The 21,637-nt window shown below is 69.4% G+C and carries 14 protein-coding genes; 5 read left to right on the forward strand and 9 right to left on the reverse strand.

All coding sequences use genetic code 11. The annotated features are described in order from the left end of the window. The first annotated feature begins 162 nt into the window (after positions 1-162). From ACWGKJ_RS30800 to ACWGKJ_RS30810, 3 genes are read left to right on the forward strand one after another with little or no spacing between them, the layout of a single operon-like run. Positions 163-2,994 (forward strand): DEAD/DEAH box helicase, encoded by a 2,832-nt coding sequence (locus ACWGKJ_RS30800; RefSeq protein WP_385026493.1) that lies wholly within the window; start codon positions 163-165, stop codon positions 2,992-2,994. Next, a complete protein-coding gene (locus ACWGKJ_RS30805; RefSeq protein ID WP_385026479.1) occupies positions 2,991-4,160 on the forward strand; it encodes an SWIM zinc finger family protein in 1,170 nt (389 codons plus the stop codon). Before ACWGKJ_RS30800 ends, ACWGKJ_RS30805 begins: the two co-directional genes overlap by 4 nt. A 36-nt stretch (positions 4,161-4,196) precedes the next feature. Beyond that, on the forward strand, positions 4,197-4,613 hold the full coding sequence (locus ACWGKJ_RS30810; protein WP_385026476.1) for a hypothetical protein: 417 nt from the start codon (positions 4,197-4,199) through the stop codon (positions 4,611-4,613). Between the two features lie 213 nt (positions 4,614-4,826). On the opposite strand, the gene ACWGKJ_RS30815 is transcribed toward ACWGKJ_RS30810, so the two are convergent. The 8 genes from ACWGKJ_RS30815 to ACWGKJ_RS30850 all read right to left on the reverse strand — a co-directional run bounded on the left by ACWGKJ_RS30815 (position 4,827) and on the right by ACWGKJ_RS30850 (position 16,324). Next, positions 4,827-6,761, reverse strand: coding sequence for a cellulase family glycosylhydrolase (locus ACWGKJ_RS30815; protein ID WP_385026473.1), 1,935 nt, complete (start codon positions 6,759-6,761; stop codon positions 4,827-4,829). Between the two features lie 17 nt (positions 6,762-6,778). After that, the gene (locus ACWGKJ_RS30820; RefSeq protein ID WP_385026470.1) at positions 6,779-7,774 is read right to left on the reverse strand and encodes a LacI family DNA-binding transcriptional regulator; all 996 of its coding nucleotides are present in this window, start codon (positions 7,772-7,774) and stop codon (positions 6,779-6,781) included. After that, positions 7,771-8,598, reverse strand: coding sequence for a carbohydrate ABC transporter permease (locus tag ACWGKJ_RS30825; RefSeq protein ID WP_385026490.1), 828 nt, complete (start codon positions 8,596-8,598; stop codon positions 7,771-7,773). The genes ACWGKJ_RS30820 and ACWGKJ_RS30825 overlap by 4 nt, the downstream gene beginning before the upstream one ends. A 24-nt stretch (positions 8,599-8,622) precedes the next feature. Beyond that, positions 8,623-9,549 carry a carbohydrate ABC transporter permease gene (locus ACWGKJ_RS30830; protein WP_385026467.1) on the reverse strand — a complete coding sequence of 309 codons (927 nt, stop codon included), beginning with the start codon at positions 9,547-9,549 and terminating at the stop codon, positions 8,623-8,625. 12 nt (positions 9,550-9,561) lie between these two features. Further along, the gene (locus ACWGKJ_RS30835; protein WP_385026464.1) at positions 9,562-10,854 is read right to left on the reverse strand and encodes an ABC transporter substrate-binding protein; all 1,293 of its coding nucleotides are present in this window, start codon (positions 10,852-10,854) and stop codon (positions 9,562-9,564) included. An 896-nt stretch (positions 10,855-11,750) separates the two neighbouring features. Further along, entirely contained in the window at positions 11,751-13,016 is a 1,266-nt protein-coding gene (locus ACWGKJ_RS30840) for a type II toxin-antitoxin system HipA family toxin (RefSeq protein WP_385026461.1), read from the reverse strand. Beyond that, on the reverse strand, positions 13,003-14,724 hold the full coding sequence (locus ACWGKJ_RS30845) for a DUF262 domain-containing protein (RefSeq protein ID WP_385026458.1): 1,722 nt from the start codon (positions 14,722-14,724) through the stop codon (positions 13,003-13,005). The genes ACWGKJ_RS30840 and ACWGKJ_RS30845 overlap by 14 nt, the downstream gene beginning before the upstream one ends. 1,066 nt (positions 14,725-15,790) lie before the next feature. After that, positions 15,791-16,324 (reverse strand): HAD domain-containing protein, encoded by a 534-nt coding sequence (locus ACWGKJ_RS30850; RefSeq protein WP_385026455.1) that lies wholly within the window; start codon positions 16,322-16,324, stop codon positions 15,791-15,793. Between the two features lie 60 nt (positions 16,325-16,384). Here ACWGKJ_RS30850 and ACWGKJ_RS30855 point away from each other — a divergent pair, with 60 nt between their 5' ends. Next, positions 16,385-18,544: a hypothetical protein gene (locus tag ACWGKJ_RS30855; RefSeq protein WP_385026452.1), complete on the forward strand. Its 2,160-nt coding sequence runs from the start codon at positions 16,385-16,387 to the stop codon at positions 18,542-18,544. Between the two features lie 92 nt (positions 18,545-18,636). Here the strand turns inward: ACWGKJ_RS30855 and ACWGKJ_RS30860 are convergent, their stop codons facing one another. Beyond that, positions 18,637-20,403, reverse strand: a complete 1,767-nt coding sequence (locus ACWGKJ_RS30860) for a translation initiation factor 2 (RefSeq protein WP_453315875.1) — start codon at positions 20,401-20,403, stop codon at positions 18,637-18,639. A 191-nt stretch (positions 20,404-20,594) separates the two neighbouring features. Here ACWGKJ_RS30860 and ACWGKJ_RS30865 point away from each other — a divergent pair, with 191 nt between their 5' ends. Next, positions 20,595-21,338: a DUF7873 family protein gene (locus ACWGKJ_RS30865; protein ID WP_385026446.1), complete on the forward strand. Its 744-nt coding sequence runs from the start codon at positions 20,595-20,597 to the stop codon at positions 21,336-21,338. Positions 21,339-21,637: the final 299 nt, after the last annotated feature.

Raw genomic sequence — 21,637 nt, forward strand, 5'->3', positions numbered from 1 at the left:
GCGGAGAGGCAGGTGAGCGGGGTGCGGCGGACAGCGGAACAGGCAGGGCAGACGCAGGGGCGGAGTCAAGGGGGGACACAGGGGCGGGCGCAGGGCCAGGCCCAAGGCCGGGCGCAAGGAGCGTTCGGCGGCGCCGGGACCGAGGCGCTCACCCGGCGGGCCGTGGTCTTCCTGCCCGCCGCCCTGCCTCGCGAGGGAGCCTTCGCCTTCTGGGACCCGGAGGGCGAGGCCGCGGGCTCCGACGAGCTCGTGGTCGTGAGGCGGCATGGCTCGGCGGTCCGTCGCCGTACCGTGTCCGCCGTACTGCTGCCCCTCACCGACGCGCTGCCGCTCCTGGTCGCCGCCCGGCACTCCCCGGTCGCCCATCCCGCCGCCCGCTGCTGGAGCGCGGCGGCGCTGCACGCCCTGCAACTGGCGGCGCGGGGGCGCTTCCTGCCCGGACTGACCGCCGACGACCACGACGCCTGGCGGGCGGGCCCGCTCGACGCGGAGGATGTCGCGCATCTGCGTGCGGTGGCCGCCGCCATGCCGCCCGATGCGTACGCCGTCCCGCTTCCCGGCCGCACACCGCTGGAGCTCCCCGAGCCCGAGGCGCTGCTCAGATCGTTCTACGACGCCGTCGCCGACACCCTGCCACGCACCCCGGCCGCGCCCGCCGCTGCCGGAGCCGCCTATGCCGCCCGCGCACCGCAGCGGCTGCCGGGGCTGCGGGAGTGGGCCGCCGAGGTGGCGGCCGGGGCGGACGCGGGCGTACAGGTCTCGCTCCGGCTCGACCTCTCCGGCTACGAGCTGTTCGACCGGGCCGACGATCCGCCCGCCCCCACTGACGAAGCCGCCGACGAGACCGGCACCACCGAAGAGACCGGAGCGGCCGGTCGTGCTCCGGCCCGGGAGCGGCGGGCCGCAGCGGCCGTCGTCCAGGTGCACAGCCTCGCCGATCCGACCCTGGTGGCCGACGCGGGGCGGCTCTGGGCCGGCGAAGGCCATGAGCACTTCGGGCCCCGGGTGCGGATCGACGCCGTACTGGCACTGCGGCGCGCCGCGCGGGTCTGGCCACCGCTGGCCGGGCTCCTTGACCGGCCCGTGCCCGACGTACTGCCGTTGTCCGAAGACGAGTTGTACGAGCTGCTCGGCCCGGCCGCCGCACGGCTCGCAGCGGCGGGCGTGGCCGTGCACTGGCCGCGTGACCTGGTCCGGTCGCTGTCCGCGACAGCCGTCGTCAGACCCGCGCCCGGCTCGGCCACGGACGGCAGCCCCTTCTTCGACGCGGAACAGCTCTTCTCGTTCAGCTGGCAGCTGGCCATCGGCGACGACCGGCTGACCGAATCGGAGATGGACCTCCTGGCCGAGGCGCACCGCCCGGTCGTGCGCCTGCGCGACCAGTGGGTCGTCATCGACCCGGCGCTCGTACGGAAGGCCCGCAAGCGGGAGCTGGGGCTCCTCGCGCCGGTGGACGCGCTGTCGGCGGCCCTGACCGGAAGCGCCGATGTGGACGGCGAGCCGGTCGAGGCGGTCCCGGTCGGCGCGCTCGCGGCCCTGCACTCCAGGCTCACGTCCGACACCGCCCCGCTGCCACAGCCCCAGGGCCTGGACGCCACCCTCCGCGACTACCAGCTGCGCGGCCTCGGCTGGCTCGACCTGATGACCTCACTCGGCCTCGGCGGCTGTCTCGCCGACGACATGGGCCTCGGCAAGACGATCACGCTCATCGCGCTCCATCTGCACCGCGCCCGCCCCGAGCCCACGCTGGTGGTCTGCCCCGCCTCACTGCTCGGCAACTGGCAGCGCGAGATCGCCCGCTTCGCCCCCGGCGTGCCCGTCCGCCGCTTCCACGGCACCGACCGCTCACTGGCCGGTACCGACGGCGGTTTCGTGCTGACGACCTACGGGACGATGCGCACCAGCGCCGCCGCACTGGCCGGGCACCCGTGGGGCATGGTCGTCGCCGACGAGGCGCAGCACATCAAGAATCCCCACGCGGCCACGGCGAAGGCCCTGCGCACCATCCCCGCTCCGGCACGGGTCGCGCTCACCGGCACTCCCGTGGAGAACAACCTGTCCGAACTGTGGGCGCTCCTCGACTGGACGACCCCCGGACTCCTCGGACCGCTGAAGACGTTCCGTGCCCGCCACGCGAGGATCGTCGAGAACGGTGAGGAGGACGGGGCGGTCGAGCGGCTGGCCCGGCTCGTCAGACCGTTCCTCCTGCGCCGCAGGAAGTCCGACCCCGGCATCGCCCCCGAGCTGCCGCCGAAGACGGAGACCGACCGCCCCGTCCCTCTCACCAGGGAACAGGCATCGCTCTATCAGGCGGTCGTCCGCGAGTCGATGGCGGTCATCGAAGCCGGTGAGGGCCTCGGCAGGCGCGCCCAGATCATGAAGCTGCTCACCGCGCTCAAGCAGATCTGCAACCACCCGGCGCAGTATCTGAAGGAGGGGCCCTCCCGGCTCGCCGGACGCTCGGGCAAGCTCGCCCTCCTCGACGAGCTTCTCGACACCATCCTCGCGGAAGGCGGCTCCGGCGGCGCCGTCCTGGTCTTCACCCAGTACGTGTCGATGGCCCGGCTGCTCTCCGACCACCTCACAGCCCGTGGCATCGCCTCTCAGCTGCTGCACGGCGGGACGCCCGTGGCCAGGCGCGAGGAGATGGTGGACCGCTTCCAGGCGGGGGAGTGCCCGGTCTTCCTGCTCTCCCTCAAAGCGGCCGGCACCGGGCTGAACCTCACCAGGGCGGGCCATGTCATCCACTTCGACCGCTGGTGGAACCCGGCCGTCGAAGAACAGGCGACCGACCGGGCCTACCGCATCGGCCAGACCCAGCCGGTGCAGGTCCACCGGCTGGTCACGGAAGGCACCGTGGAGGACCGGATCGCCGAGATGCTGACGGCCAAGCGTGCGCTGGCCGACGCGGTGCTCGGCTCAGGAGAGAGCGCCCTCACCGAGCTGGGCGACGCGGAACTGGCCGACCTGGTGTCCCTGCGGAGGCCCGCATGAGCGGCAGCTGGTGGGGAGAGGCATGGGTCGCCGCCCTGGAAGCGCTGTCGCTCGACCCGGGACGCCTCGAACGGGGCAGGAGATACGCGGACGGCGGCCATGTCGCCGCGGTGAACGTCGCGCCCGGCCGCATCCTCGCCTATGTGCACGGCAGCCGCCCGCGCCCCTACCGGGCCGAACTGCGCGTGCGTACGCTCTCGGGCGGCGACTGGGACCACTTCCTGGAGGCCGCCGCCGCCCAGCCGGGGCACATCGCCGCGCTGCTCGACAAGGACATGCCGCACTCGCTGGTCGACGCGGCGGCCGAGGCCGGGGTCGCCCTGCTCCCGGCACCGGGTGATCTCGTCCCGTCCTGCACCTGCCCGGACAGCGGCCGCCCCTGCAAGCACGCCGCCGCCCTCTGCTACGAGACGGCCCGGCTCCTCGACTCCGACCCGTTCGTCCTGCTCCTGATGCGCGGCCGGAGCGAGCGCGAACTCCTCGATGAACTGGCCAGACGCAGCGCGGCCAACTCCGCACGGGAGCAGCCCCCCGCACCACCGGCCCCCGGCGTCCCCGCCCGCGATGCGCTCGTCCCGCGCCTTCTGCCACCCCTTCCCTCGCCCCTGCCCACCGGGCCGTACCCCGGCCGCCCGCCCGGCTACCCCGAGGCACCCGGAGCGCCCGATCCCTCGGCTCTCGACGACCTGGCCACCGACGCCGCCGCGCGCGCCCATACGCTGCTCACCACCGGCGCCGACCCCGTGAGCGGCCTCACCCCGTGGCAGGACGCGGTCCGGCTGGCAGCGGCCCGGCCCACCGCAGGACTCACCGCCACCACCCGCACCCTCTACCGCGATCTCGCGACGGCCACCGGCCGCACCCCGACCGACCTGGCGCGCGCGGTCGCCGCCTGGCGGCAGGGCGGCGCCGAAGGACTGGCCGTACTCGAAACCCCCTGGGATCCGCCCGCCGGACCCTTCGACCGGGCCCGCCCCGCCCTGGCCGCCGCCGGGCTGCCACGCTTCCAGCCCTCGCGCAACCGGCTGACCGTGCCCGGCGGCGCCCTTCAGCTCCGCTTCGGCCGGGACAGCCGCTGGTACGCGTACGAATCCGACCCGGGGCGTGACGACTGGTGGCCCCGCGACGCGCCGCACGCGGACCCGGTGGAGGCGCTCCGGCGCTAATCTTTGACGAAGTCCGGACCGACACAAGGGGGCACGGTGGACGCGGAGTTGACGGCGCTGGTGACGGCGGGGGCGACCACGCTCGTACAGCAGATGGCGACCGATGCCTGGTCGCGTACCCGGGACCGGGTGGCTGCCTTCCTGGCGCGCCGCGGTGGCACGGACGCCACGGCGGTCGCCGCCGAACTGGACGCGGTCCGCGCCGAACTGGCGGCGGCCCGGCGGGAGGGCGACGAGGAGGCCGCCGCCGACGTACAGGGGGAGTGGCGGATGCGGATGCGACGTGCGCTGCTCGCCGACCCGGACGCGGCAGCCGAACTGCGGGCCCTGCTGGACGAGCTGGCGCCACCGGCGCCCGGTTCCGTCCGGAACAGCATCAGCGGCGGCACCCAGCACGGCACGGTGGTCCAGGCCGGAAACATCGAGAACCTGCGCTTCGGCGGGCAGGTCTGAACGCCGAAGCGTGAACGCGGCGCAGGTGCGCTCGGCCGCGCCGGCCACTGCACGTACCGGCCAGGGCCCGCGACGCACCGGTCCCGGCCACGGCCACGCACGGGCCCGGCCACGCACCGGCCCCGCCACGCACCGGCCCCGGCCCCGCACTGGCCCCGGCCACGGCACGCACCGGCGCCCCGGCGGGGCGATGCCCCCGCCGGTTCCCGGTCGTCAGCGCAGTTCGAGCACCTGGACCCCGTACGGCTCCAGCGTCACCTCGGGCGATTCCGTTCCCGTGCCGAGGCCGAAGAAGCGTCCGCCGCCGGGCCGTACGGTCAACTCATCCGGTGACTGGCTGACCAGCCAGACGAAGCGCCGGCCGTCCTCATGGACCAGCACATCGGCGCTGACGTACGGGGAGTCCACCGTCACCGTCCTGACCACCCCCGCGACCTCTGCCAGGGCCTCGTACAGCCGGTGCGTCTGCTCGGGGTTGACGCGCGCCGTGCGGGCCGCCATGTGTTCCAGCGGATAGGTGGCCAGCACGGTCCGGCCCGCCCCGGTCTCGTTCACCAGGAGCGCCGGCCGGCCGTGCGCGTCGGTCGCGACCACCCGGGCGGTCACCGGTACGACGGGCAGATAGGCGATGCTGTCCTCGTTCCCCGCGACCGGGAAGCGCAGCGTCTCACCGGCCTTCAGCGGACCGAAGTCCTCGGTGAAGGTCAGGTCGAGGACCGTGTCCTCGATCGGCTCGGCCACCCCGTACGACAGCTGGTGCTCCACCCCGAAGAGCCCGTCCAGGTCGTGGAACCACGGGCCCCGGGTCGCCGGATGCTCGCCCGAGCAGAACGACAGATAGACGGTCGCCCCCTCCCGGGCCCGCCGCTCCAGATCACGCCGGGTCCTCGTCGTCAGCTGACGGGTCGAAGGCAGCAGATACAGCTGTACGTCATGGCCGGCGAGCCCGTCCGCCTCCCGTACGAACCCGACCGGCAGATCGGCGCCGTGCGCGGCGACGTACCCCTGCTGGAGCGAGGAGAAGATCAGCGGGCGGTCCGCCGGCCTGCTGTACGGGTAGCCGCGCTCCAGAAACGCCGGGACGACCAGCGCTGCCCCGGCGTCCGCGCGCCGGCAGCGGGCGAAGTCGACCTGGTCCAGCACGGTGGCGAAAGCGGCGAGTTCCCGCAGCGGCTCCTTCGGACGCCCCTCGCCGTCCGTGATGCCGAAGTGCATCTCGAAGGGGTGGTGGTCGTACGGAGACTGGTCCCACAGGGCGTCGTAGTCGGTGTTGTTCCAGGCGATCCAGCCCGTCGCCCCGCCCAGCAGTGAATTGTGCAGCGTCTGGCGGTAGTACACCCCGGCGTTGCGCGCCGACACGGTGTCCGTGGACAGCCCGAACTCCTCCAGGACCACCGGCTGCCCGGTCACCGATGCGAGTTCGCACTCGAAGGCCGCCCGGTAGTGCTGGCGGACCACATCGGTGTCGGAGCGGTACACGTGCGGCCCGACGAAGTCGACGTACTCGGCGGTCTCGCGCAGCGAGAATCCGTTGTCGCGCCCGGTGACCTCCTGCCCCCAGGCGCCGTCGCCGAGCGAGACCGGCTGGGTGCCGCCCGCCGCCCGCACGGCGTTGCACATCGACTGCGCCCACGCCGTCACCACGTCCGACGAGGGCGGGTCGACCTGGTAGATCCGCCCGTACCCCGGCATCTCATTGGTGATCAGCCAGCCCGTGACGGCCGGGTGGTCCTTGAAGCGCCGGGTCATCTCGCTCGCGAACCACGCCTGCCGCCCGACCATCCACACGTCCTCGTACAGATCGCGTCCCGCGCGCCAGACCGGGTCCCAGTTCTCACCGGACATATGGCCGACGATGAAGGTGGGGACCGTGCCCATCCCGTACTCGCCGTGCGCGTCCAGGAAGTCCCGGAAGCGGTCGCAGAGTTCCTCGTCGATCCGGTGCGGCTCGGGGTGGAAGTCGGGCCAGTAGAAGAACGACCGGGTCATGTTGAGCCCGTGCCCGCGCAGCACGGCGAGCTCCTCGCGCACCACTCCCGGGTCGTAGTTCCGCCACATCAGGGGCCCGCCGGTGCGGGACCAGAAGTTGGCACCGAGCCAGGGCAGAACGGCGGGGTCGTGGGCGAGCTGGGCGCTGTGGCGCTGCATGTGTCGTGCTCCAGAGATCAGACGGGACCGGTCGACTCGCGTACGACGAGGCGGGGTTGTCCGGTGAGGGGTTCGGGGGGTACGTCCTCGCCGCACCGCGCGAGCAGCGCACGCGCGGCCGCCGCGCCGGCCCGCTGGACATACTGGTCGACCGTGGTCAGCCGGGGATGGATCCAGCGGCCGACGGGCAGATTGTCGTAGCCGACGACGGAGAGCTCTGCGGGCACGGAGAGCCCGGCGCGCTGCGCGGTCCCGATGCCGCACACCGCCATCGAGTCGTTGGCGAAGACGAGGGCGGTCGGCCGCGGGTCCAGGCCGAGCAGCCGTTCGGTGGCGGCGGTGGCCGCCGCCTCGGTGAAGTCCGTGTGGACCACCGCGACCGGGGCCAGACCCGCCGCGGCCAGGGACTCCTCGAAGACCTGCTGCCGGAAGCGTGTGTGCAGCAGCCCGGTCGGCCCGGTGACATAGGCGATGCGCCGGTGGCCGAGGTCCAGCAGATGGCGGACCGTTTCGCTGACCCCGTTGCCGTCGGCCGTGCCCAGCAGGACCGCGGGCAGGCCGAGCCGTTCCAGCAGAGGTGGCCGCGGATCGTCGGCCCGGTGCTCGGTCAGCACCGCCCCGTCGACCCGGCCCTCGGCGGCGAGCCGTTCGTAGAGGGCCGTCTCCTCGCGTACACCGCCGGTCAGATGCAGCAGCAGCCCGTACCCGCGCGGCGACAGCTCACTCTCCAGACCCGTGATCAGCTCGGAGAAGTGCAGGTCGGTGCCGAGGACATCGGTGGGACGGCGTACGACCATCGCGACCGTGTGGGTACGGGACCTACGCAGCGCGCTCGCCGACGCGCTCGGCGACCAGCCCAGCCGCCCGGCCGCCTCCAGGACCCGGCGCCGGGTCGGCTCGGAGATCCGGCCGGTGTTGTTGAAGACCTTGGACACGGCCGCCGTGGAGACCCCGGCCTGCGCGGCGACGTCCTTGATCGTGGGCCGTGCACCGGCCGCGGGCGCCGCGCTCACATCTTCACCGCGCCGCTGACCAGGGCCTGCTGCATCCGCCGCTGCAGCAGCGTGTACATGATCCAGACGGGTACGAGGGTGAGGACCGTACCGGCCGTGAGGATCCCGTAGTCCGTGCCGATCTGCGACTTCAGGGTGGGCAGGGCGACCTGGATGGTCCGCAGGTCCGGGTCCGGACCGATGATGATCAGTGAGTAGAGGTACTCGTTCCAGAAGGTCAGGAAGTTCAGCAGCAGCACCGTCGCGATGCCCGGCATGCACATGGGTGTGTAGACATGCCGCAGTACGCCGAAGGTCGACGCGCCGTCGATCCGGGCGGCCTCCTCCATCTCCGGCGGGATGGTGCGCATGAACTGGATGAGGATCACCACCGACAGCGGCATCGCGGTGGCGGGCAGGAACAGCACCATGAACAGCCGGGTGTGGAAGAGCCCGGTCGCCGCGGAGAGCAGGAAGGTGGGGAAGAGCGCGGCGAAGGTGGGGATCAGGAATCCGAGCGAGAAGACCCTCTCGATGGCGGCGCCGACCCGGCCCCGCGCACGGGCCAGGGAGAACGCGGCGGGAATGGCGAGCCCCAGCGTCAGCGCCAGCGAGAACACCGTGACGATCCCGGAGTTGAGGATCGCCATCCCCAGATCGGCGCTCTCGAAGGCGGTACGGAAGTTCCCGAAACCGAACGAGGCCGGCGGGGCGAGCGGGTGCGCGAAGATCGCCTCGTTGGACTTGAACGCCGACGCCAGGAAGTAGTACAGCGGGACGGCGAGCAGGACGGCGTACGCCCACACCAGAATGTGCGCGGGGAGCCAGGACTTTCTGAACTTCATGGTGGCCATGGGGTCGGGCTCCGATCAGTAGCTCTGGCGGAAGGCGCGGCGGATGGCGAGCAGCCCGGCGAGCCCCGCGAGGAAGAGGACCACGCCGACGGCCTGGCTGTAGCCGAGGTCGCTCTCCATGAAGGCCTTCTCGTAGACGAGGAAGGAGAGCGTGGTCGAGGAGTTGGCCGGTCCGCCCTGGGTCAGCAGCAGCACCTGCTGCGCGGAGCCGAAGAGCGTCCAGAGGAACTGGAGCATCGTGACGACACCCACGTACTCCCTGATGACCGGGAAGTGGATGCGCCACATGGTGCGCCAGTGCCCGGCGCCGTCCAGCTGCGCCGCCTCGCCGATCTCCTCGGGCACGCTGTCGAGGCGCGCGGCGAAGAGGACCGCGGTGAAGCCGATTCCGGCCCAGACGTCCAGGGCGATCAGACAGTAGAGCGCGGTGTCGGGGTTGGCGAGCCAGGCGTCGGTCACCGAGCCCAGGCCGACGGACTTCAGGAAGCCGTTGACCAGACCGTCCGGGGAGAGCGCCGCGTAGAAGACCATCGCCTTGGCCGGGGTGGAGATGAGCCCGGGGACGAACAGCAGATAGCGGACCACCCGGTGGCCCGGCGGCTTCTGGGCGACGTAGTAGCCGACCATATAGGCACAGACGATCATCACCGGAAGCGCGATGACCATCTGCAGACCGGTATTGCGCACAGCCTGCCAGAAGACCGGATCGTCGAAGAGGGCGCGGAAGTTGTCGGCTCCGGCGAAGGACGTCGGCTGGAGCATGCCGGGCCAGCGCAGCGCGGCGATGACGAAGATCGCGGCCATCGGGCCGACCATGAAGACCAGGTACCAGGCCAGGGCGGGCAGCGCCAGGATCGTGGTGCGCGGACCGCGCTGCTTGCGCGGCGCGGCGGGCGGGGCGGCCGGCCGGGAGGCGGGCCTGACGGACGAGGTCATCGTCATGGGGGTGCCTCCTCAGGCGTTGCGGTAGGCGCCCTGGAGCGCGCTGAGAATACGGCGGGAGCCGACGCCCGGGGTGAAGGCGGTGCTGGTGGCCTGGATCATCGGCTGGACGGCCGACGGCGGTACGTAGAGATCGGGCAGCACGACCTGGCTGACGCTGTCACCGAGTTGCTGCGCCTTGGCGACCAGCGGGAACCGGTCGCTGAGGGTGTCCGTCCGCACCGCCATGTCCCGGCCGCCCTCCTTGATGAACCGGTCGACGACCTCCGGCCGGTACATGAAGCGGACGAACTTCTCCACGGCCTCGATCTTTCCGGTGCCGTTGGGGCTGACCCAGAACCCGGAGACGGTGAAGGTCCGCAGGATGGTCGGCTTGTCGTGCACAGCGCCGGGCGGCAGCGGCCAGCCGCCGACGTCGGTATGGCCGGCAACGTTGTCAGGGACGCGGGCCAGTGCGGAGGACATCGCCGACTGGATGGCGGCGGCCCCGGTGTTGAACTGGGTGGTCATCGAGTCGGTGGTGAGCCCCTGGGCCTTGTCGGTGAAGACCCCGGCGTCCCGCAGCTCGACGAAGTACTCGATGCCTTCCCTGGCCCCCTTGATCCCGCTGAAGTCACCGGTGGCGTAGAGCTTCTTGGCCTCGTCCGCGGTGAGGAAGGACTGGATGATCTGGGCGAGGAGCTTCTGCCCGGTCCAGTCGTTGCCGCCGATGGTGACGGGGGCCCTGCCCTTGGCACGCAGCTTCTTCGCGGCGGCGATCAGGGCGTCCCCGGTGAGCGGGATGTCCTCGACACCGGCCCCGCGCATCAGAGCGCGGTTGAAGGCGACGGGCCAGTTGCTCGCGATGTACGGGAGGGCGCGCAGCCGGCCCTTCTCGTCGGTCCACTCGTCGAGCGCGGCGGGCAGGATGCGTTGGCGCAGATCCCAGTCGTCGAGATAGCCGTTGACGGTCACGGTGGCGCCGAGCTCGGTCCAGGAGACGGTCTTGTCGTAGAGGTTGACCATCACGACGTCGGCCTCCTTGCGCGCCAGTCGCGAGGTCTCGTAGACCTGTCCCAGCTCGTCGCCGTTGATCAGGCTCTTGACCTTGAGCCCGGGGTTCTCCTCACGGAACATGTCGAGGACGGCCCGGTAGGTCGCGGAACCGGGCGCGGTGCCGCCCAGCGAACTGTGGACGACCAGGGTGTCCGGATCGGACTCGTCCCCTCCGGCCAGTCCGCACCCGGAAAGACCGGGCACGGCGGCACCGGCGGCGACGGCGGCGCCCGCAGACATGAACCCACGGCGACTCAGCATGGAACGCACGGCGTGCGGCCTCCTACGGGGGAGCAGGGGAGGGGGACCCAGGAGGTGGTTGACCGATAGTGGTTAATCGATATACCTGCGAGGTGCGAGCACCGTACGAGGCGAGGGGGGAGCGGTCAACCCCCCGTTGCACATGGTGAGTGGGCCCGCTGGCCCATCTGCTTTGTCTCAAATAAACAATTTTGGACTAACCAGTTCTTGGCAGCAGATCAGACAGCTGCCAGTAGGGGCTCAGGAAGTGATTCAATTCGCCGTGGCAGAAGATGGCCAAGGTGCCCGCGGCTGAGTTACGGCTACGGAAAGAAAGGAGTGTGCACGCTGCAGCTCGCCATCTCATTCGACGCCTGGGCGTTGGGTTTCGTTCTGGCGGAGTGCTGAGCTGCCGTATGTGACGCCTTGTGGAGCTGACATCGCTTAGGACCACGAGTGAAAATCGATAGGGCTGTTGATCGTCTGACCGTCCTGGTGGCTCTGCCCACGGCGTCGTGCAGGGTATGTCACTTCGGGCGAACGTACTGCAAGGCTGTAGGGGAGAGCGGGAGCCCTATTTCCGCCTCAAGGGGCGGGCATGAAGTTGGAGTTGCAGGGACTCGGGCGTGACGGCTCGGCTGCCATGGCCTTGCGTACGTTGTCGTACCGTCGGCCGGTGACGGGTAGAGCAGGCTCAATCAGGTAGACGGTCCAGTGCGAGGCAAGAGCGAGCGGGGTAGGGGCCTGCCCACCGGAGACCTTGATGCGGTGGCTCTCTCTGGGGCCTCTTGAACTTGAAAGTCTCGTTCCGGTTCAAGTGATGGGAGTCAGGCTCATTCGAGAGTGACCGTCGATTGACGGTCAGCTCGTACTCGCCGGGGACGAAAATGTATGCTGGGGCACCGATTTGGCAACGGCAATCCGTGCTACTTGGTTCCCAGCAGAGCCTGTGCCCGGGCATTGATCCAGTCAGAAATTCCCTGCTGCAGGGGCGGGTTGGCATTGAGCTGGTGTTTATATTCCGGCCACAGGTCTCGCACACGCATAAAGACGTCCGCAGCCACCGACTGAAGATCGGCATCCGTGCGACCCAGACGATGGTCGAGTCGTGCTTCGAGATTTCTGAACGACGCCAGCCGCACCCTGTCGAATCGCTTGCTGCCATCGAGCTTCAGACCGAGGTCCTCAGGCTCGTCGGCGGGTCTGTAGAAAACCGTCGACACCAGGTCGTAGGCCGGAGACAGTGCAGGAACGATCTTGTCTCGGTAGATCAGGGACCAGTTCTTGAGATGTGCGTCGCCGTTGCCCACGGCGACGGAGAAAGCGATTCGGCGTGCCACCTCGCGCAATGACGTCAGATCGTGCCCGCGATAGGCAATAGCCCCGACGGTCTCGAAGGTGCTTTGGTACTTCTCGACCGGGCCCGGAAACTTGTTCCTTACCTGTGCGAAGTCTTCGATGTGCACCGGCGTGCGGCGCTCGTCGGGCAGCCGGTCGAAGCGGCGCACTGCATATGCCATTACCTCTCCGTTTGGCCACATCCGGTCGGGAACTCGATCCAACTCGTCGCGGTGAAGTAGTTTCACCTCCGGAACATCGATTCCCGCAGCTTTCGCGAGCGTCATCATAGTGTATTCGTTACGTGGTGCATCCGCATGACGGTAGTCAGGGAACTTGACCAACCAGTCACCATACTCGCCGGCACCCGGCACTGTGAGCCGGTCGCCCTGGGCCAGCATGGAGAGCTTGAGTGCTACCCCCGCGAGCGAAAAGCGCCAGGGTGAGGGTGTAGAAGAGGAACCGGCTCCACCCTGCGAATCGGCTACGCTGTCCGGCCATTCCCAGGTGTCGTCGGGGCCGGCTGCGGGCAGGACCTGAACGGCACCGGGGAGATCATGGCCCACCTGAGCCAATAGCTCCATTTCGCGGTCCAGGGAGACACCCCTGTCCAGGGCGATCCATTCTCTCAGCGGGCCTTCAGGCAACAGGTTGGAGAACCACGGCGGGAGACGAAGCGCTGTCGCGTACGGTTTGGTGAGGTTTTCCTCGAAATACAGCCCCAATACAGGACGACGGCTCGCGCCGAGATAGGAGTCGTTCAGGACGAACCGTGTGTAGTCGCCTTTCTGGCACAGCGTTCCGATACGTGCACCGTGCAGCAGGGCGGCGTAGAACTTCTCAGGCAGTGGCATCGGGGAGCTCTGTCCACTCGTCGTCGTCCACGTCGTCGAAGTCGAGTTCCCGCAGCGCGGGTGTGTCTTCATGGTCCCATTCCGCCATGCGGTCCAGGAAGCTCGCTAGTTGGTGGTTGATAAGGCGCTGCCGGCGATCTAGGAAGACGTCTGGCTGATTGCTACTCAAGCTTTGGATCGCTTGGTCATCCAAGCAGTACGAGCCCAGGACGGCAGCCCAAGTGGCGTCGTCGAGATCGAAAGGACGCCGAGTGAACCGCATGGGGAACTCACTTGCGGGATCTGTGGTGCTCGGCACGAACAATCTGTTCGCAGCCCAGAACTGCTGACTCTGCGGAAGGCCGCGCGGGTAGACCCGGTGGACCACAGGAGCTGCGGTTGTCTGGTCAGCGAGTGCTTCCGCCAGGTCGTGCATGTCATAGGGCAGCCCGGACAATGGCGAGCGCGGCTTAAGTTCCCACCAAGAGCAAAGAATGATCTTTGAAATGGCCTCGTTGGTGCGGAACTTGAGTGCACTGGGGACGTAAGGATTCGCGTCTTTCATGGAATCGAGCAACTCTCTTACGGAACGTCGCTCGTCTTGGGGGTGGATGTACTGGCAGAGGACCCTTGCAAGGGAGGTGAAACTTCCTTTGAAGACCGCTGGCCCTGTGAGGACGACACGCCAGTAGACGCGCCGCAACAACTGGAGATGGCGGTCGTCCGGATCCGGAAAATGCGCGAAGAAGCGGGTGAAAACGACGAGCATCGCCTTGTAAGCGACCATAGAAAGGTGTGGGACGCCCGCAGTCTGTTGCAGGAACTCCACTGCGCGAAGGAGTGCGACCTCGCCTTCCGCGAAGGCTGTATCGCGGTCTTCACCGGGAAAATCCGATTTCGCGCGACGCCGCTCGTCGTCGAACTCCAGTCGGATCTCGCGCGACGGGTCGGGCCCACGGCGTGCCAGTATGGCGTGCAGAACCGTGTCGTCGTCGATAGTCCCGAAACCGGTCTGGGACGCGATTTGGTCGGCAATCCGGGAAATGGTGAGACGGTCGTTGGCGCCTTCCTCGTCCCCGGCGAAGAGAGCGGAGAAGATCTCGGCTCGGCTCAGTCGCTTCCCGAAGTTGTTCATCCGGTCGAAAATGTCGGTCAAGGCCTCACGATCCTCCTGTTTAACGAGGTAAACGGGGATCTTGAACTGCCGAAGTCGCTTGGCGACCTGGCGTGCCACAGGGAAATACTCCTTCGCACTCTTACCTGTGCTGTCGAACCAATCCAAGAGCTTGTCAAGATCGAATAGAATACGAGCCGGGATCTGGTGCGGAGAGTGGTGAGTAGGCGGAGCGATGAACTCCTGTTCGGCTAGGTCGTAGTAGACATCGAACGGAGCCCGCTGATTACCATCGGGGTGCAATGAGTTCGCTAGGCTTGTAATGCGCTGCTGGCCGTCAACAACCCAGAGTGCGCTATCAGACTCCGGAGCGTCGATCGATAGCGCCCCGAGAGTCATACGCTGAGCCGGTGAGTGTCGCACCCACAGGAGTAGGCTGCCGATCGGATAGCCGCGGACAATGCTGTCGAACAGGCGGAGGACGTCTTGAGTGCCCCAGCGGAAGTCCCGCTGGAAGTGGGGCACGCGGACGTGTCCGGCCCATGCACGGGGAATTAGATCTTCGAGTTCGTATGTATCGGCGCTGGGCTGGGTATCGAGACCGGCGGTGTTCATGAGAGTCGCCTCGGGGTGTGGGTTGTGGATTGCACATTGACAGTAATGATGGCTGGCATCAACTCGATTCCTCCATGGGGTGGGACGTGTCCTCAGCATGTGGAGTGTCCTACGGTACGAGTGGAGGCCAACGGCCGTCGGTAGTTTCGGCCTCGAGATGAGCGGGAGCGGGCCGACAGTCGTACTGGAGGAGGGGAATGAGGCGCTGTCAGGCGGGGATGGAATGGGAGGCCAGCGGGCTCGATCATCTTGCCGGCGGCTACACCACCGACCGGGGATTCGCTGAGGCGGACCTGTTATATTCTGCTACGCCCAAGCCCTCCCCGTCAGCTGGAAGCCGCACAGCTTGGCAGGGGCCTCGGGGGTCAGCGGCGTCGCACTCACTTCGGACTTGGTCCTTACAGTAGGTCAGCAGTTGCGTCGGGTGAATAAGGCTATCGATGGGCCTGATGTACGTCCTGAGCGTAACTATGAATGCCCCAGGCCTCAGGCCAGTCGGCGATGGACTCGGTGGGCATCCCAGCCTACGGCGCCCGTATGCCCACGGGATAGCGAGAAGCTCTGGCTGTTCTGGCGCGGATGGCAGCAGGCGTACCGATACAGCGGGGTGAACTCCAGGTCGCTCAGGCTCGGGCGGTCTGGATCTCAAGGCTGGGCATGTCGCGGATACCGACGAGTACTTCCTTGCGGAACAGCGCGCTGAACGGGCCTGTCCTGACGGAGTTGGTGTGCCCAGCTCGGGAAACGTCCGGCCTCGGGACATGCTCTGCGGCTGCATTAGGGCGAGTCGGCCCAAACTGTGTGGTCAGCGGTGCGGTGATTGGCCCTGTCGATGAGAATGGCCGTGCCGTGTTGCCTCGCCCATATACCGCGCTCGGGGGACATCGGCAGGAGCTACGTCAGGGAGGCGCTGGGGTGTGGTGTCGGGCAGCCCAATGTGTCGGATCACCCCAAGGACGCGCATAGGGGCGGAGCCTGTAGGCAGTGCCGTCATTATCGAAACTGTTGGCCGTGGACGCGACGACGGCCTCCGGCCATCACAGGTTCTGTCGGCCTTGCCCACCAGTCAGAGCGACTTCGACCAGTCGGTCAGGCAGGTGAAGTCCTTCTCCCGTAAGCCACGTCGGGGGTTGATCCGCAGCAGGAGCGATGGCGCGTCATGGTGCGCCGTGGCATGTGCCGTGTCGAGGTCCGTGATCATGTCGTCCACCCAGGCGAAGGGGCGGCCCGCTGCCCACTCCAGGAGCGGGCGGGTCTTCCAGTAGAGGCCGTCGGGGTCCTTGGCGAAGAGCTCGGGCCATTCGATGACCGGAAGGCTGCCCGGCAGACCGATGACCGGGGCGATCATCTCGTTCGCCTCGTGCATCCAGGTCGTCGCCCAGACGAGTTCGAAGGGGAGTGCGGTGAGGCGGGAGCCGTGCTCCGGGTGGAGCCGGACGCGCAGGCCGCGGCGGTGGCTCCGGGAGCCAGGCGTCTGGCGGGCGAGCCAGTTCGCCGGGTGGAGCCGGTGGGTCGTGTAACCGCGCGGCCGGACGAGCCGGGCGGCGTACGGGTTGAGGGGGCCATCCACGTCGATGAGGAGCAGCGGGCGATCCGTCATGTCACCTGACTTCCCGTTGTGGCGTGCCCCAATGTCAGTGGTACTGCATAGAGTTGATACGTGGTCGAAGAGACGCGGAACAGCGTGAGCGGTCAGGCCAGAGTGGGGACGGTCGTCCAGGCCGGAAGCGTGGGGGAGGTCCACTTTCATGAGAGCGCGGATACGGGCCCCGAGGTGGCCGCTTTCCAGCTGCCGCCCGGCGCCGCGCACTTCGTCGACAGGGACGACGAACAGGCCGCTGTCAGCAGGGCGGTTCGGGAACACCGGGCGACGGCCGGAGGGGCGGCCGGGGGAGCCGGCGGCGGTGGGGCCGAGCGGCCGTTCGTCGTAGCGGTCCACGGGCTGCGCGGCGTCGGCAGGACGGCGCTCGGGGTGCGGCTCGCGCGGGGGCTGGCCGGCGAGTTCCCCGATGCCCTGCGGTTCGTCGACCTCGACGACCACCGCAGGGACGGCGGCGTGGAGACTGCCGAGGTCCTGGGAGAGCTGCTCCGCTCGCTCGGAGTGCGGCCGGACTGGGTGGAGCCGACGTACGCCGGGCGCCGCAGACAGTACTGGGCCCGTACCCAGGGCAGACGTCTGGTCGTCGTGGTCGACAACGTCCGGGTCGGTCTTGAGCTGGAGGAGCTGCTGCCCGCGTCGGCGGAGTGCGTGGTGATCGCCATCAGCCAGGGACGGCTGGACGATCTCAAGGGTGGCCCCGGCCTGGAGATTCCCCTGGGCCCGCTCGGTGATGGGCACGCCGCCCAGCTGCTGCGCGAAATCGCCGACGACCCGCGCTTCTCCACCGAGCCGGCGGCGGCCGAGGCCCTGGCGCGGGCATGCGGGGGCCTGCCCGCCGCACTGGAGGTCGCGGGCGAGTGGCTGCGCAAGCACCGCAGGAGGACACTGCTGCGCCTGGTCGCCCAGCTGACCGACGAGCTCGCGGAGAGGGGGCTCCCCATGGTCGAAGCCGTCTGGGACGCGGCATACGGGGACCTCGGTCCGGAGGCCGCCCGGCTGTACCGGCTGCTCGCGGTGTACCCCGTTCCGTATCTCGCTCCGGAGGCCGTCACCGCACTGTTCGGCGCGGATGCGGATGCGGCCGAGGATGCCCTGGAGGAACTGGAGCGGGCCAGTCTGCTGCTGCCGGGCCGGGGCGGCCGCCCGGTGATGCACGATCTGCTCCGGGCCCACGCGGTGCGCTGCGCGCGCCGGTACGGCGAGGAGGGCGAGGCCGCCGAGGCACGCGGAAGGGTGATCCGCTGGTATCTGCGCCAGGCGCAGCGGGCGGACGAGCTGGCCGCGGGAGCGCGTATGACGTTCGCCGAGCCCGTGCCCGCCGTCGCAGGCGCACCGGATGTCGAGTTCGGGGCGAGCAAGCAGCACGCCCTGCGGTGGCTGGAGGCCGAACGGCTCGCGCTGTACGGATGTGTGCGCGCCGCGTACGCGTACGGCATGGACACAGAGGCCTGGGCGCTCTGCGAACCCTTGTGGACGCACTTCCTCGATCACGCGCACTTCGGCGAGGTGACCGAAGCGTTCCGCACCGGCCGGGACGCCGCCCAGCGGGCCGGACACACCGCCGCCCTGGTGCGCATGCGCTGCCAGCTCGCCCGGCCGCTCTGGGAACAGGGGCGGTACGAGGAGGCGGAGACCGAGGTGGGGCTCGCGGTGAACGGAGCCCGGCTGCTCGGTGAAGCCCCCGCGCCGGCCCGAGCCGCGCTGAAACTGTGGGCGTCCGCGCTGGAGTTCCGTGGCAGGGTCCGTTCCGTACAGGGGGACTGGGCGCGCGCGGTGCCGGACTTCGAGGAGTCACGGGAGATCCACACCCGGATCGGCAACGCGTACGGAGCGCTGCTCCAGAACCACCTGCTGGGACAGGCGGCAGCGGCCCTGGGCGAACTGGACGGGGCAGCAGAGCTGTTGGCGAGGGCCCATGCGACGGCCAGGGAGCAGCAGCGTGAACGGATGACCGCCAGGACCGGTTTTGAACTGGGCCGGGTGCTGCAACGGCTGGCCCGGCACGACGAGGCCGCCGAGCTGTACGCCGCCGCCCTGGTGGGTGCCCGTGAGCGCGGTGCGGGACGGGACGAGGTGCGGATCCTGGAAGCGATGGCCTCACTGGCGGCGGCCTGCGGCGACGAGGAGACAGCGGCTTCGCACCGGGCCTCGGCCGGTGAGATCCGCGAACGGGAGGGCGGCCTGCCCGACGCGGACTCCGACGGGGGCGGCGCGCCGTAATCCGGTCCTTCCCCCGCCCTGCCCGGGCGGGGCGGGGCAGTGTGCCCCGTGCCTGTGCCTCATGCCTGTGCCCCGTGTCTGCCGCGCGGTGGCTACAGTTCGTGCGCCGCTTCGTCGGCGGTGGCCGGCGTCAGGTGCGTACGGTACGTCCGGCCCGCCACCCGGCAGTGCAGGGTGAGCGGGACGCCGGGATGGGGGTTGGCGGTGAGCCAGGCGTGCACGCCGGAGAGTACGGCGGCCGGATCGGTCCGTACGACGGTTCCCTCTCCGGGGGACCCCTCGACGCGGACGGTCAGCAGCGGCGCCTGCGGTCTGCGGAGCAGCCAGCGGCCGGCGGAGAGCTCGACCGCGGCGGTACGGCGTCCCGGGTGGTCGGAGAGGGCGCGCGCGGTCCAGCCGGCCGCCGTCCAGGTGACGGAGTGCGGTGCGGTCAGGAGCGGCGCGGTCAGGTGCGGCCCGGTACGGCGGCGGAAGAGCAGTGCCGCACTCTGGGACTGCGGGACGGTGGCGCGTTCCAACTCGGCCGCGAGGTGGTGGGCCGGAGACTCAGTGGGGGCGGGACGTCGTTCGATGCGGATGTCCTCGCCGTCGACCTCCGTCCGTACCGCGAAGGCGGCTGGGCTGGACACGGCGGGAGTGGGCGGCGGAAGGGGGCGAGCGCTGATCCCGGACGTCGGGGGAGCGATATCGAGTAGCGCGTAGAGCTCGGTCCGCAGCCGGCCCAGGGCCCTGCCCTGTTCGGCGAAGGCCGGGGCGGCCAGCGCGCGGAGCGTGCCCGGGGAGTGAGCGGCAAGGGCCGCTTCCAGAGTGGCCGGTGTGTCCAGGGCCGTTACCCGGCCGAGGAGTTCGGCCATCGGTGTGCCGGGGACGAGTTCGCCGCCGCCGTCGCACGCGGCTGCCATCGGAGTGCCCAGCGCCGCCGCGTAGAGCGCCGTCGAACCGTGGTCGGTGACCACACCGTCGGCCGCCACCAGGACCGAGGCCCACTCCTCGTACGGCCGCGGCAGGATCATCCCTGACGCGAGGGCAGGGGCGAGAGCCTCCCGCAGGTCGTACGCCCCCGCCCTGCTGTGCACGTTCGGATGCAGGATGAGCGCCAACTGGTAAGCGTCGTAGTCGAGTTGCGCGGTCAGCTCAGCAGGCAGCTCCGGCCTCCGCGCCAGCAGGGATTCCGGCCCCCATGTCGAAGTGAGGGCGATGAGCCGGCGGCCTCCGGTCCCGAGGGCGGTGCGGTAGGCGGCCCGGCGTGGAAGTGAGGCGAGCATACGGTCCAGCGCGGGGTCGCCGACCACGGCCGCGCGGGCGGCGGCGGCCGGGCTGCGGGCTGCGAGCCGCGCCACCTGGCCGGGATGGGCGAGCCCGTGCAGCTCGGCGAGGGGCCGGCCGTCGCGCAGCAGCCATACGGGATCGAGCCCGGACGCCGTGTCGTCGGAGCCCTCGTCGGCGAGCGACTTGTTGAAGCCCGCACCGTGCGGAAGCAGGGCGAGCGGCCCGGTCAGCAGGTCCAGATCGCCCTTGGGGCTGGCGGCGACAATCAGGTCGTGGGGCTGCCGCAGGGCCTCCGCCCAGGGGATGGTGGGTGCCCCCGCGTGCTCTATCGCGGCGAGTGCGTCGACGGCGAAGTCCGAGCCGGGGACCAGCGTGAAGCGGCGTTGACCGATCCGGTTGTCACCGGCGAAGACCGGTGCCACATCGAGGAGCCGGTGGAGCGCCGTCGCCGAACGCGCTGCGAAGAGGACGGTCTTCTGCCCGCTGCCCGCTGCCCGCTGCCCGCTGCCCGCTGCCCGCTGCCCGCTGCCCGCTGCCCGCTGCCCGCTGCCCGCTGCCCGCTGCCCGCTGCCCGCTTTCGGATTGTTCATTCTAGTCGCGGTCGGGCTGCCGTGAATGGCGTTTTTGCCATCCTCTGACGGATGTGAGGGAGGGATGCGATGGCCCGGACAGTGGCATACCGAGATCCTACCGGGGAGCGCCGTATCCGCTCCCCGCCCCCTGAGTCGTGCACCGTAATAACCCCTGGATGCAAGGGAGTTGTCGCTGCTACGTTCCATCCGTGGCGAAACTCAATCAGATCATCGCAGTCGAAAAGGGAATCAAGTCCAAGTCCCACCAGGACCTCACCGCAGCCCAGCAGGGACTGCAGAAGCCGGTCCTGCTGTCGGGAATTTCCCGCACCTACCAGCCGAAGGACGAAGAGGGCGAGCAGCTGCCCCCCGAGTCCACGCGGGTGCAGGTGCAGGCCGAGGATGTGCTGCGGGACACCGCCGCCACCCTGACCAGGCTCTTCGATGTCACTGCCACCAAGGACTGGGCGAACTGCTCCGCCCGCGCCGATGTGAAGGTCGAGGGACGTGTACTGCTCACCGCCGTACCGGTCCCGTATCTGCTTTTCCTGGAGAAACAGCTCACGGAGCTGCTTGCCTTCGCACGGAAGCTGCCGATTCTCGACGCATCCGAATTCTGGGTGCAGGACCCTTCAACCGACGCCTGGAAGACAGAGCCGGTGCGCACGGTCCGTACGAGAAAAGTGCCCCGCAACCACGTCAAGGCCGAGGCGACCGAGAATCACCCGGCACAGGTCGAGGTGTATTACGAGGATGTGCCGGTCGGCTACTGGACCACGGTGAAGTTCTCCGGCGCGCTGCCGGCCCGCCGGGTCAATGAGCTGGTGGGCCGGATCGAGAAGCTTCAGCAGGCGGTGAAGTTCGCCCGCGAGGACGCGAACAGCGCCGATGTCGCCGACGAGTACGTGGGCGATGCGGTATTCGGCTACCTCCTGGGGGACGGACAGGGGTAGCGTCACAGACTCCCCGGGCCGCCTCAGTGCGGCCCGGGGCGCGCGAGGAGCGCAAACTGAAACTGAAGTTCGTCGTGATGCAGCGGCATGAGCCGCGTTCTGCCTCAGACTCTCGCTCCAGATTCAGTATGCGCCGCCCATCGCCGGCCCGACCGGGCACGGGCTTGGTCGTCGGTTGCCGGTTCGACCCCGGCCCGCCCCTCTTCCCGGGGCGGTAGCTCAATGGCAGAGCGCGATGACGTAACAGCTGACCTGTGCTCTCAAACGTACCGGCGTGTGCAGTGGGGCGGCATCACCAG

This window comes from Streptomyces sp. NPDC054757, from assembly GCF_053612185.1.

Excerpts from the sequence above, each read along its gene's own strand:
- ACWGKJ_RS30805 (WP_385026479.1), top strand. The coding sequence starts at position 2,991 with ATGAGCGGCAGCTGGTGGGGAGAGGCATGGGTCGCCGCCCTGGAAGCG.
- ACWGKJ_RS30815 (WP_385026473.1), bottom strand. The coding sequence starts at position 6,761 with ATGCAGCGCCACAGCGCCCAGCTCGCCCACGACCCCGCCGTTCTGCCC.
- ACWGKJ_RS30825 (WP_385026490.1), bottom strand. The coding sequence starts at position 8,598 with ATGAAGTTCAGAAAGTCCTGGCTCCCCGCGCACATTCTGGTGTGGGCG.
- ACWGKJ_RS30830 (WP_385026467.1), bottom strand. The coding sequence starts at position 9,549 with ATGACGATGACCTCGTCCGTCAGGCCCGCCTCCCGGCCGGCCGCCCCG.
- ACWGKJ_RS30840 (WP_385026461.1), bottom strand. The coding sequence starts at position 13,016 with ATGCCACTGCCTGAGAAGTTCTACGCCGCCCTGCTGCACGGTGCACGT.
- ACWGKJ_RS30845 (WP_385026458.1), bottom strand. The coding sequence starts at position 14,724 with ATGAACACCGCCGGTCTCGATACCCAGCCCAGCGCCGATACATACGAA.
- ACWGKJ_RS30850 (WP_385026455.1), bottom strand. The coding sequence starts at position 16,324 with ATGACGGATCGCCCGCTGCTCCTCATCGACGTGGATGGCCCCCTCAAC.
- ACWGKJ_RS30860 (WP_453315875.1), bottom strand. The coding sequence starts at position 20,403 with ATGAACAATCCGAAAGCGGGCAGCGGGCAGCGGGCAGCGGGCAGCGGG.